Consider the following 12,962-nt stretch of genomic DNA (forward strand, 5'->3'; position numbering starts at 1 on the left):
AGGTATTTTGCATGTCCGCTAACGCTTCTCAACCCTCGCGCATCCGTTTTGCGCTGTTGATCTTTTTGTTTGTCTATCCGCTGGTCACAATTGGCCTGCTGATTCTGATGCCACTGACGCAAGGCTGGCCGCTGCCGTTGCGCACCCTGATTCTGGTGCCGGTCATCGTGGCGTCGATGGTTTGGGGCGTAATCCCCCTCATCCAGACGCGCTTGCGTCATTTGCTGTAAAACGCTTCAAAAAAGGAACGGCGGGACCAGACGCCCCGCCGTTTTTGCGCTGATCGTTACAGCAGCAATAAAATCCCGCCTATGATCGCTCCGGTGATGACGAGCTGCACGACGCAAAAGCCCATGATGTCGCGGGCCTTCAGCCCCGCGATACCCAGCATCGGCAGTGCCCAGAACGGTTGCAGCAGGTTCGTCCAGGCGTCGCCCCATGCCACGGCCATAGAGACGCGGGCATAATCCGCGCCCAAAGCCTCGGCCGCTGGCAGCATGACCGGTGCCTGAACGGCCCATTGGCCACCGCCTGATGGAACGAAAATATTGACGATGCCTGCGCTGATAAAGCTCCAGAAGGGGAGGGTTTCGGCGGTCGAAATCGACACGAACCATTCCGACAACGTGGCGGCAAGACCACTTTGGATCATGATGGCCATGATGCCCGCGTAGAAGGGGAACTGGATCACGATGCCCGCGCCACCACGAACGGCCCCATCCAAGGCGGTCAGCAGGCTGCGTGCCGTGCCGTGACAGATGATGCCGACGAACAGGAACAGGAAATTCACCACGTTCAGGTTCAGTCCGCCGCCGTCCATGAAATACATGACCAGCCAGATCAGGCCCGGGATGCCTATCAACCACATCAAGACACGGCTGTTTTCCAGTCTTTCTGCTGGCGTCTGGTTTTGGGCAACTGACGGGGGGGCAGCATCATCGGCCAATTTGGCCGGATCAATCAGAACCTGCTCATGTTCCAATGGGATCATCAGGCGATTGACCAGCGGGATGAAGATAATCAGCGCAATGACGATGGCCAAATTCCACGACGCAAATATCGTCTGCGACGTAGGAATGACCCCGATCTGCGCTTCCGAAAAATGGCCCGGTGTGGCGATGGTCAGCGGGACCGATCCCGACACGCCGCCGTGCCAGATCACGAACCCGGAATAGGCCGAAGCCACCAGCAGGCGGTAGTCGACCTTCACGACCCGGGCGACCTCTTTGGCGAAAATTGCGCCAACCACCAGCCCGAAACCCCAGTTCAACCAGCTTGCCGCCAGCGAGACCAGCGAGACCAGAATGATTGCCGAACCGGGGCTCTGGGCCAGCCCGGCGATGCTTTGCAAGATCCTTTTAATCGGAGGAGAGCTGGCAAGAATGAAGCCTGTGACCAGAACCAGCAGCATTTGCATGGCAAATGACAGCAGTTCCCAGAAACCATCGCCCCACATACGGATCAGGGCCAGCGGCGGCGTGCCCTGCGTGACAATGGCGGCGACGGCGGCCACCAAAGTCAGGACGATCACGAAAATAAATGGATCTGGCAGCCAGCGTTCCATCAGCTTGGTTGCGGGGCGGGAAAGTATTCGTAGCATCGGGCCTCCTCATGCGGCAATCTGGTGGAGGCTGGGACGCCAGGATCGAAAGTGCAACCCATGTTGGCCTGTGGGGACAGGAAACCGGCTCCAGGATGTGATCGGCGCCGTTGCGATCCCTCCTTTGGAACGCCGGGGCCGCCGCTCGGCGGTGACCCCGGTTTTGTCAGTTATCGCGGAAGGCGCGATTGAAATAGTCGGCCATCGGCTTCAGCAGATAAGCCATCGGACTACGTTCACCAGTCTGGATATACACCTCGACCGGCATGCCCGGTATCAGCGCCAGATCACCCAACTTTTCAAGCTGCTCTGGCGGGATCGTCACTTCGGCACGGTAATACGAGGTTTTTGTCGCCTCATCGATCAGCGCATCCGCAGAAACGCGCATCAGCGTTCCGTCGATTTCCGGCGTCGTCCGCGACGAAAACGCCGAGAAGCGCAACACAACCGGCTGCCCCGGATGAATCTCATCCACATGGATAACCGGCACACGCGCACCAATCACCAGAGGACGATCCTGCGGGATCAGATACAAAAGCGGGTCTGCAGGACGAACGACCGAACGCGGCGTCGTGACCTGCATGTTGTAGACGATCCCGGCAACGGGGGCGCGAATGTCCAGCCTGCTGATCTGTTCGATCAGGCCGCGCCGACGCTCTGCCAGTTCCAGCTCGCGATATCCAAGATCACGCAGCTCGGTTTCTGCCTCTTCCCGCCGTTCCGAGCCAAGGCGAAGTCGTTGAATTTCCAGCTCTGTCTGGCGGGATTCGGCGGATGCACGGCTGGCGGTCAGTTCGCCCAGCTGGCCGTCCATACGAACCGCCTCTCGTTGCAGGGCCAAGACCCGTGACGCTTGTGCCAGACCGCGCGATAGCAGGGATTCTTGATCCACCAGCTCTTCACCGATCAGTTCGCGCTGACGGGCCAAAGCGGCTATTTGGGCGTCGATACCTTCGATTTGCTTCTGAACCTGTTCGGATTGCTTTTGAAGCTGATCGACCGACTGGCGCAACGTATCGCGACGGGTTTCAAACAGGCTGCTTTGACCGGCAATCAGATCGGCGACGTCCTGACTGGTCTTGGACGCTTCGACAAGTTCGTCAGGGAAGGTCAGCGTTGCGATATCGCTGCGCTCGGCCTCCAGGCGACCGCGGCGGGCAAGAATCTCGAAATACTGGCCCTGCACAATGGCCAACTCGGTTCGCAGTAATGTGCCGTCCAGTTGGATCAACAGTTTACCGGCCGGAACCTCATCGCCATCCTTGACCATGATCTGTTCGACAACGCCGCCATCCGGGTGCTGAACGATCTGACGTTGCTGTTCCACTTCGACCTGGCCGGTCGCGACAACTGCGCCGGCAATCCGGCTGGTCAGCGCCCAGATGCCAAAGCCACCGAACAGGACAAAGACGGCGATGATGCCAGCAATCAGCGGGCCACGTGCGGACCAGCGATCAGGGTCTGGCGGTGCAATCGGCTTCGGCGGAGGTGGCGGGGATGGCGGTTGAACCGGATTTGCAGGGCTGATCTTGCCCTGACTGGGGCCGCTGCTGCTTTCGGGGCGCGTCGCGTGGGTCGGTTGCGTGGCTTTTGGGCCTTGCGGTGGCAAAGGTGGGCCAACGCGGCTTGAAAACAGTCCCGATTGCAATCCGCTCCGCTGCGCCGGCTGTGAACCGGTCGAAGCCTCGGTGCTGCCGGGTTGCTTCGGCTTGTCGCTGTCCTTGCGTGCTTCGTCGTTCATGACACGCCTCCTGCACGGCCAGCTTCCTGCGCTTTCATGATCTGTTGCGAGTTTTGGACCATTTCCTGCAAAACCTTGTCGCGCGGACCAAAGGCACGGCGCATCCCTTGTTCCATCACCAGAAGGACTTCACATTCGTTAATGGCGGCCGGGCGGTGCGCCATGATGATGACCACGCCGCCCTGCGCCTTCACGCGCCGGATCGCTGCGTTCAAGGCTTCAGAGCCTTGGTTGTCGAGGTTCGAGTTTGGTTCATCCAGAACCAGCAAAACCGGGTCGGGATACAGCGCCCGCGCCAGACCGATCCGCTGGATCTGGCCACCTGACAGACGGCCGATACTTTGACTGATCCTTGTATCGTAACCATTTGGCAGTTCCAGAATCATCTGATGCGCCGCTGCGGCCTGCGCTGCCCGAACGACGCGCTCCGGGTCCGGTTCGGGCGAAAGGCGGGCGATATTTTCAGCGATGGTGCCATCAAACAATGTGACTTGCTGTGGCAGATAGCCGATCAGGTTGCCCAGCACGTCTGGATCATACTGATCCAAAGTCGCGCCGCCCAGACGGATTGTGCCAGCACCCACCGGCCATGCGCCGATCAGCGCCCGCGCCAGCGTTGATTTGCCCGCGCCTGACGGGCCGATGACACCAAGCGCCTGACCCGGACCGACGCCAAAGGTCACGTTGCGCAAAGTTGCCGAATTCTGACCCGGAGGAGCCACGCTAAGTTGCCGAACTTCCAGCTGCGCATCGGGCCGGGGCAGGGGGGTGTGATCCGCTTGTTTAGGTTGGCGCCCCAGCAGATTGGCCAGCCGCCCCCAGGCATCCTGTGCCGATTGGATCATCGGCCAGCCGCCCACGATTTGTTCGATTGGAGCAAGCGCACGGCCCATCATGATCGAACTGGCGATCATGGCGCCGGGCGTCACTTCTTGCCTAAGCACCAACCATGCGCCCGCGGCCAGCAGTGCGCTTTGCAGAAACAGGCGGAAGCTTTTGGAAAAGACGGTGAAGCCCGAGGAAACATCGGCACCCTTGATGGCCTGTTCCTGCGCCTCGGCGCGTGCTTTACGCCAGCGGGCATAGGTCGCGCTGCGCATGCCCAGGGCACTGATGACCTCGCCCTCGTCGCGATACAGATCCGCCATGCGCTGCGCCTGCGCGGAATAAGCGTTTGATTGTTGCAGGGGGGCCTTGCTCATCCATCGGTTTGCCAAGGTGGAAATGATCAGGATCGCACCGCCAATCGTGGCGACAACGCCAAGGAACGGGTGGAAGATATAGACAGCCGCCAGAAACAGCGGTGCCCACGGCAAGTCGAAGGCCGCCAGCATGACCGGCGATCCGATCAACCGTTGAATCGTGTCCAGATCACGCATGCCGCTGGCTGTCGCCGCAGATTCATCGCCGCTGACCGCGCCTTCACGCAGTGCCGCGGTAAAAACGCGCCCTTCCAGCTGATCCTGAAAGCGCGCGGCGATCCGTTGCATCACGCGCGTTCGGATCAGATCGACGATCCCCATCAACAGGAACAGAAAAACGACCAGAACGAACAGCGCCGTCAGCGTTTCGACAGAACGAGAGCCCAGAACCCGGTCATAAACCTGCAGCATGAACAGCGGTCCGGTCAGCATCAGCAGGTTCACGACTGCCGAAAACACCGCGACCGCCAGAAACAGGCGTCCACCGATTGAACGCGCCTCTCTCAATTCCTTAAGGCCGTGGTGAAGGGCCGGGGGCTTACTCATTGTGGAAACGTCCTTGTTGCTTCTTGCCCGGAGAGAGTTTGAGAGGTGATGTGGCCGAGAGCACGCCCGCCTTCACCCTTTTTGCCGTCGTTCCGAACTGTCTTGTAGCGCTGTAAATCGAAAGAATCTGTAAAGCCTTTGCAAGTGGCCCGCGTTTTTTTCGTGATCGTCCGTTTGAATGGTGAGTCGGCCTGTAAAAGATGCACCAAGTGCTGTGCGGCAGAACCGGACAGCAGTCAACGGCCCGACAAATTTTGTCAGCAAGAGTTCGCTTTGATCAGGCATTAACAACATGGGACGAAAGCTGTCTTTGTGCGGGCGGCAGGTCAATCGGCTTTTTCCGCCAACCCTGCCATCACAAAAATATCAGCAATCATCTCCACCGGCGGACCCCGGTGGCGTTTGCGCCACCGGCAACGCCATTACAGCATGAAGTCGTCGGCTGTCACGCTGGACGTATTTGCCAAGGTGATTGTGAAATCGGCCTTTCCGTCGCCATTCGTATCGCCATGGACCAGCAGGTTGACCCCCCGCGTCTCATACCAGACGTGGTGTTCGCTGGCAGAAGCTCCGTTGAAGTTGAACCCCTGATTTCCGTCGAGCGACGTATCCGCGTCGATGTTTGACAACGTGATCTTGTCCGTGCCCGATTGAAAATCGTAAATGATGTCGGCAGTCTTTCCGACGCTTTCGGATGTGGTCACGAAGACGAAATAATCGATTGCCTGGTCAGTCCCGCCATACAGCGCGTCATGACCCATGCCACCATAGAGGGTGTCACTGCCAGCTGCGCCGACAAGGGTATCATTGCCTGTTTCACCTTTCAGGTAATCGTTGCCATAACCGCCGTTCAGGCTGTCGTTGCCGCGATTGCCATAGATGAAATCGTTACCCGCATTGCCGTGCAGCACGTCAGCATGGTTTCCGCCCGATACTGTATCGTTGCCGGTTCCGCCCCAAAGCCTGTCTTTACCGTGCCCCCCGATCAGGCTGTCGTTACCGGCACCGCCATTCAAAGCATCGTTATGCTGTCCGCCCATCAAGCGGTCATTGCCCGATCCACCCGACAAAGTGTCGCTTCCTGCACCGCCGTAGATTTTATCCGCGTCCGCACCGCCATTCAGAAGATCGGCCCCCGCGCCGCCATTCAGAAAATCATTGCCGCTGCCACCGTTCAGGGTGTCATTGCCATTGTCGCCAGACAGCGTATCCATTCCGGCATTTCCGCTCAGCCGATCATTGTCGGCGCCGCCAGACATGTCGTCATTCCCGTCATTGCCATTCAAGGTGTCGTTGCCCCAGCCACCCTTCAGCGTGTCCGAGCCAATGCCGCCTGAAAGCTTGTCCCGACCAAGGCCACCGCCCAGCAGGTCGCCGCCCTCACCGCCGGCAATCGTGTCATTACCCGCGCCGCCGTAAAGCCGATCAATGCCCTCATCGCCGTGAATCAGATCGTCATGATTGCCGCCCTCGATGAGGTCAGCGCCAAGGCCGCCATAAATCGTATCTTCACCGTCCTCACCGGAAAGGCGATCATTGGCAGAGCCGCCGTTCAGCAGATCCCGTCCTGCGCCGCCTTGCATGATGTCACTGCCTGCGCCGCCGATCAGAACATCGTTTCCGTCATCGCCATGCAAGCTGTCATTGCCCGCATTGCCGTGCAATTCATCATCACCCGCGCCGCCGCCGATGGAATCGTTGTCTGAACCGCCTTTCAGTGTGTCGTCACCGTCGCCGCCGAACAGGCTGTCGAAACCATCGCCACCATGAATGCTATCGTCGCCTTCTTCGCCGGACAGTTCATCGGAACCGGCCCCGCCGATCAGGGTATCATTGCCCAAACCGCCATAGGCCAGATCGAAATCCGCGCCGCCATCCAGAAAATCGGCGCCTTCGCCGCCCAGCAATTGATCGTTGCCCGAACCGCCCAGCAAAGTGTCATCACCTTTGCTGCCGAACAGCGTATCGGCCCCCGCCAATGCTGCGATTCGGTTATTGCCGGCATTGCCGGAAATCGAGTTGGCCAGCCCATTACCGACAGCGCTAAGGTTGGCATCGCCCGTCATCGTCAGATGCTCGACATCGTCAGGCAGGGTCATGCTGTAGCCGGCAATGATCCGATCGGCACCCTCGTTTGGCTGTTCCACGACCGTGTCACCTTCGGTGACATAATAAGTGTCGTCGCCACCCAGTCCGATCAGCGTATCAACGCCATCCGTTCCGCGGATAGTATTGGCGTTGTTGTTGCGAATTATGGTTTCACCTGCTGCCGCAACGGCAAGGGTAGAATTACGGGCATCTGCGGACATGGCAAACTCCATCAGTAAAAAGGTAACATTCAGGCACAAGGCCAAGGTGCAAAGTTAGAAAGCGGCTTTCGCGGGAAGCTGACTAGCGTGATCCTGGGACATTTCAACTAGGCCTGACACATCGGCGCATAGCCTTGAACGGATCGTTTGACACAGCCCTCGCTAACAACACGGTTCGAATCTGGCTCATCCAAGAACCATTATGTTTTCGGTGAATAATTGTCGCGCTTTTTTTGCCACGAAGAATGGGGAAATGCGGGCTGTCACCTAAATCACAACAAAAAACCCCGCCAAGGGCGGGGTTTTTGAAGATACGGTTAGCTTGCAGCGTCAGTTGCCGCCCAAAATCCCGTTCAGTGCACGGCTGAGTGCATCGTCGGAACTGGCCTCATTGCTGCTGCCTGGCGTTTGCGGCGCGGTTGGCACGCCGCCATTCGAAGGCTGCGGCTGACCATTCTGACCATTGATCACGCCAGCCAGGGCTGCTGCCAGCGGATCTTCGGCCGAACCTGACGTGACGACACGCTGGCCGCCATTTTCACCCGACAGGATGATCCCGCTGCCATCGGGCGAGACGGTGGACAGTGGCAGTTCGGGCAGGCCTTCGTGAATGTCGGTCATGACGGCTTGCCAGATTTCTGCAGGCAGGCCGCCGCCGGTCACGCCTTTCAGGGGCGTGTTGTCGTCATAACCCATCCAGACGCCGGTTACATACTGTTCCGAGAAACCCACAAACCACGCGTCACGATAGCTGCTGGTCGTGCCGGTTTTTCCTGCGACGGCACGACTGCCCAATTGGGCGCGGCGTCCGGTGCCGCTTTCGATGACCTGCTGCATCATATAGATCAACTGACCCGCCGCACGTTGGCTGATGACCCGTGCGCCCATGCCGCCCGACTGTCCCATCAATGGCTGATCATCGCCCTTGATACGCAACTCGATCAGGCCATAAGGCGCGACCGAGGTGCCCCCGTTTCGGATACCCGCATAGGCGCCGGTCAGTTCCAGCAGCGTCGCTTCGGACGCGCCCAGTCCAAGCGAGGGACTGGTGGTCAGGTTGCTGACGATGCCGAAATCATGCGCCACACGGCGCACGGCATCGCGGCCAACAGCCTCTTGCAGGCGTATCGTCGCCGTGTTCAGCGAATTTTTCAGCGCGGTTGTCAGGCTGACCGTGCCGTAGAAGCGGCGGGTATAGTTCTGCGGCGACCATGAACGGCCACCCGGGATGCGAATGGTGATCGGGCCATCCTCGATCCGGGTCGAGGGCGAATAGCCCGCCTCAAGCGCCGCTGCATAGACGAAGGGCTTGAAGCTGGAACCAGTCTGGCGCTTGGCCTGGATCGCGCGGTTGAATGCGCCGTTGACGGTGGTGTCACGGCCGCCGATCATGGCACGGACGGCGCCATCCGCGGACATGATGACAACGGCCGCTTCGGCTTTGCTACCGTCGGACACCTTTTCATTGAACACGCGCTGCAAGGCGCGTTCGGCCGCGCGTTGAATACGCTGGTCAAAGGTCGTGCGGATCGTGACATCTTCTGTGGTTTCGCTGGTCAGGAAGCCGGGACCGGTTTCCATCACCCAATCGGCGAAATAGCCACCGGCACGGGCTTCGGCGGCCTGCGACAGCGTGGCGGGGTTGGCACGGGCCTGCGCAACCTCTTCAGCGGTCAGATACTTCTGTTCGCCCATCAGGCCCAGAATGACGTTCGCGCGGTCCTGCGAGCGCTGCAGGTTGCCGGTCGGTGCGAAATAGCTAGGGGCTTTCAGCAGACCGGCCAGCATGGCGGCCTCTGACGCATTCACGTCGGATGCAGGCTTGTTGAAGTAACGCTGGCTGGCTGCCTCGAACCCGCGTGCGCCAGCGCCCAGATAGGACCGGTTCATGTAGATGTTGAGGATGTCGTCCTTGGAATACTTGGCTTCCAGCGCAAAGGAATAGGGCACTTCCTTGACTTTGCGCCACAGCGAGCCGACGCGGCAATCGGCCTCGAACTCGGCTTCGTTCTTCCAGCGGATCGGGTCGAAGGTTTCGCCAAGGCACAGGAGCTTTGCAACCTGTTGGGTGATGGTCGAGCCGCCGTTTCCTTCCAGCGCACCACGACCCTCGGCCAGGTTGATCTTGACGGCGCTGGCAATGCCGCGCGGGCTGATGCCAAGGTGGCCATAAAAGCGCCGGTCCTCGGTCGAGATCACAGCCTCTTTCAGGACCGGTGCGATCTTGTCGCTGGTCACGGTGCCAAAGGTTTCGCCACGCCACGCAAAGACGTCGCCGTTATGGTCCAGCATCGTGACCGAACCACGGGCGCGCGCGTCAAACAAATCCTCTGGTTCAGGCAGGGTGGCATAGTAATACGCCGTCGCACCCCCCACGATCAGGAAAACGACCATTGCCAGCCGCCAGAACGACCCCCAGACGATCCGCCAGATCAGACTGACGGTCCCCACGACCGAGCGCACGACCACATTCCCCCGAGGTTTCTGCTTGTGACGGCGAACCTTGGTGGATTGAGTCGATTTTTTTTCAGCCGATGAATAATCGCGCTTGTCAGCAACGGGGCTGCGGCCCGTGCGCTTCGGAGTGCCGGTTGGTCGTTTCATAGCTTATGGGTGCCTGCGTTCTGCCCAAGCCGGTTAATCCGGCCAAATTGCAGGTCACCATACACCAAGAATCAGCGCGATGGAATTAGGCTGAACAATCCGTGACTTTTTGCGGCAAAAAGTGACCAAAGGCCCGGTTACGGAAACCGGGCCTTTGGCAGCAAGTTGAATATGGGGTCAGTTGTAAGCGTTTTCGCCATGGGTGGTGATGTCTAACCCTTGCCGTTCATCGCCGTCGCTGACGCGCAGTCCGATCAGGGCTTTCACGATGTAGATCGCAGCAAACGACACGACCGCAGACCAGACAATGGCGATCACCACGCCAAGGGTCTGGGAATAGACCTGCGCGCCCATCGAAAATTCGGCCACCTGACCGGTCGAGTAGTCGAAAACACCCGACCCACCCAAGGATGGTGACGCAAAAACGCCCGTCAGGATCGCCCCGATGATCCCGCCGATGCCGTGGATGCCGAACACGTCCAGACTGTCGTCGATGCCCAGTTTCGGTTTCAGGGCGCTGACTGCATACATGCAGACCAGACCTGCGATCAGGCCAATGGCGATGGCACCCATCGGGCCAACGAACCCGGCGGCGGGGGTGATGCCGACCAGACCGGCGATTGCGCCCGACACGCCCCCCAGAAGGCTGGGATGTCCGCGCCAGATCCATTCGCCAAAGCTCCATGCCAGAACGGCAGCGGCGGTTGCGACGACCGTGTTGATCATGGCCAGCGCGGCGACGCCATTGGCTTCAAGGTTCGAACCTGCATTGAACCCGAACCAGCCGACCCACAGCAGACAGCCGCCGATCATGGTGAAGGTCAGGTTATGGGGTGCCAGCAATTCGCGGCGATAGCCAAGGCGTGGACCTGCGACATAGGCCGCGACCAGGCCCGCAACACCTGCGTTGATATGAATGACTGTGCCGCCTGCAAAATCCAGCGCGCCGTGGCTGAACAGCAGACCGCTGGGCGCGTCATAGGCGCTTGGGCCGCCCCACCACCAGACCATGGGGCCATCGGCAGGTAGGAAAAGACGAACCAGATCACCACGAACAGCAAGATGGCCGAGAACTTCAGCCGCTCGGCCGTTGCGCCGACGATCAGGGCCGAGGCGATACAGGCAAAGGCCATCTGGAAAACCACAAAGCTCAGTTCGGGGATATAGATGCCCGCGCTGAAGGTTTCGGCCATCGAGCCGGGTGTGACGCCTGCCAGAAATGCCTTGGACAGGCCGCCGATATAGGGCGTCAGCGCACCTGCATCGGCTTCGGTTCCGGCACCGGTAAATGCCAGCGAATAACCGAACGCGACCCAGAGAATTGCGATCAGGCTGAAGATCGTCAGCACCTGCATCAGCACGGACAGCATGTTCTTGGCCCGCACAAGGCCACCATAGAACAACGCCAGTCCAGGCAAGGTCATCATCATGACCAGAATGGCTGATATCAACATCCACGTCGTATCGCCCTTGTCGGCCACCGGTGCTCCATCCTGCGCGAAGGCGGGCAGCGCCATCAGCAGCGAGGCCCCGGTGAGGAAAGAAACGGCCCTTTTCATCAGTATTACCCCTGCATTGCGGCACCAAACGTGCCGTAGACGCGTTGTTTTTGGGCGGATTTCGCCACGTTGCACATAGCGCGGGCAGGTTGACCGGTGCGGCAAACAGGGTCTGCACAGGGATGGGGCTGTTTTCGGCGTAAAAGCCCAAATTTAGGGCAGCGATTGTTTCTGCGGCTGCGAAATCTTCACCTGACTTGTGCACATAAGTCGATCCGCCGATCAAAGGTGGACGTTCCGCAGTTTAATCGCGGTCATGCAGGCAAAATAACCGGTCTCACGGTCTCTTCCCGGAGAGGGGCGGGCTGCGCAGGCAGTTCGCCCTTCTGTGGTTTCAGGGATCAGGCCACGCGGCTGACAACGAAATCAGCCAGATCGGACAACATATCGCGGATCGGGTGCGGCGGCAGCTTGGTCAGCGCCTGCTTTGCGGTCGCAGCCCAGTTCAACGCATCGGCGCGCGCGGCATGCATTGCGTCGTGCCGCGCCAGCAGGTGCAGCGCATGTTCCAGATCGCCGTCATGCTGGTCGCCAGCCTCGATCGTGCGGCTCCAGAAGGCGCGTTCTTCATCATCCGCCTCTGCGACGGCCTTGATCACCGGAAGGGTCAGTTTGCGTTCGCGGAAATCGTCACCGACATTCTTGCCGATGGTTTCGGTCGCCCCGCCATAATCCAGCAGATCGTCGACAATCTGAAAGGCAATGCCCAAGGCATCGCCATAATCGAACAACGCCTGCACCATTTCGGCAGGGGCATCTGCGATAACGCCACCCACTTCCGTCGCGGCGGAAAACAACGCCGCTGTCTTGCCGCGCACGACTTGCAGATAGATCGCTTCATCCGTGCGCAGATCCTGCGCGGCGGTCAGTTGCAGCACTTCGCCTTCGGCAATCGTCGCGCTGGCATTGGAAAGAATTTCCAACGTGCGCATGTTGCCCGGTTCAACCATCAACTGAAAGCTGCGGGCGAACAGATAGTCGCCGACCAGAACCGAGGATTTGTTATCCCATAAAAGATTCGCCGTCGGACGGCCCCGACGCTGCTGGCTTTCGTCGACGACATCGTCGTGCAGCAATGTGGCGGTGTGAATAAATTCGACCGTCGCAGCCAGATGGATGTGATATGGGCCGCCATATCCGACCATTTTGGCGGCTGCCAGGGTCAGCATCGGACGCAAACGCTTGCCGCCCGCCTCGATCAAATGGGCCGTCACCTCGGGAATCCGGGGGGCGTGTCGCGATGACATCTTTTGCCGGATCAACGTGTTGACGGCCTCCATTTCGGAAGCCAGCGCCTCTGACAGGCGGTCCAGCGGTTTTTGGACGTTTTCGTTCACACCCATGACCATATCCCGTTTTTGCGCCATCGCATTGCCATGCCATCGACAATTGCGCAACCGC

General features: G+C 59.5%; 7 protein-coding genes and 1 pseudogene. 1 reads left to right on the forward strand and 7 read right to left on the reverse strand.

Going from position 1 to position 12,962, the window contains the following annotated elements:
* The first annotated feature begins 11 nt into the window (after positions 1-11).
* The gene (locus H4P12_RS14240) at positions 12-230 is read left to right on the forward strand and encodes a putative antibiotic biosynthesis monooxygenase (protein ID WP_187794324.1); all 219 of its coding nucleotides are present in this window, start codon (positions 12-14) and stop codon (positions 228-230) included.
* A gap of 56 nt (positions 231-286) precedes the next feature.
* Here H4P12_RS14240 and H4P12_RS14245 read toward each other — a convergent pair whose 3' ends face one another.
* The 7 genes and pseudogenes from H4P12_RS14245 to H4P12_RS14275 all read right to left on the reverse strand — a co-directional run bounded on the left by H4P12_RS14245 (position 287) and on the right by H4P12_RS14275 (position 12,904).
* Positions 287-1,600, reverse strand: a complete 1,314-nt coding sequence (locus tag H4P12_RS14245; protein ID WP_187794325.1) for a short-chain fatty acid transporter — start codon at positions 1,598-1,600, stop codon at positions 287-289.
* A 166-nt stretch (positions 1,601-1,766) separates the two neighbouring features.
* A complete protein-coding gene (locus H4P12_RS14250) occupies positions 1,767-3,341 on the reverse strand; it encodes an HlyD family type I secretion periplasmic adaptor subunit (protein WP_187794326.1) in 1,575 nt (524 codons plus the stop codon).
* Positions 3,338-5,089: a type I secretion system permease/ATPase gene (locus tag H4P12_RS14255; protein ID WP_187794327.1), complete on the reverse strand. Its 1,752-nt coding sequence runs from the start codon at positions 5,087-5,089 to the stop codon at positions 3,338-3,340. The genes H4P12_RS14250 and H4P12_RS14255 overlap by 4 nt, the downstream gene beginning before the upstream one ends.
* A gap of 422 nt (positions 5,090-5,511) precedes the next feature.
* Positions 5,512-7,398: a calcium-binding protein gene (locus H4P12_RS19065; protein ID WP_187794328.1), complete on the reverse strand. Its 1,887-nt coding sequence runs from the start codon at positions 7,396-7,398 to the stop codon at positions 5,512-5,514.
* A 330-nt stretch (positions 7,399-7,728) separates the two neighbouring features.
* Positions 7,729-10,002: a transglycosylase domain-containing protein gene (locus H4P12_RS14265; protein ID WP_187794329.1), complete on the reverse strand. Its 2,274-nt coding sequence runs from the start codon at positions 10,000-10,002 to the stop codon at positions 7,729-7,731.
* Between the two features lie 177 nt (positions 10,003-10,179).
* A pseudogene (locus tag H4P12_RS14270) lies at positions 10,180-11,519 on the reverse strand (ammonium transporter).
* Positions 11,520-11,902: 383 nt separating this feature from the next.
* A complete protein-coding gene (locus H4P12_RS14275) occupies positions 11,903-12,904 on the reverse strand; it encodes a polyprenyl synthetase family protein (RefSeq protein ID WP_187794547.1) in 1,002 nt (333 codons plus the stop codon).
* Between the last annotated feature and the right edge of the window lie 58 nt (positions 12,905-12,962).

Origin of the sequence: Paracoccus amoyensis (assembly GCF_014490725.1) — a bacterium.
In the GTDB taxonomy this organism is placed as follows: domain Bacteria; phylum Pseudomonadota; class Alphaproteobacteria; order Rhodobacterales; family Rhodobacteraceae; genus Paracoccus; species Paracoccus amoyensis.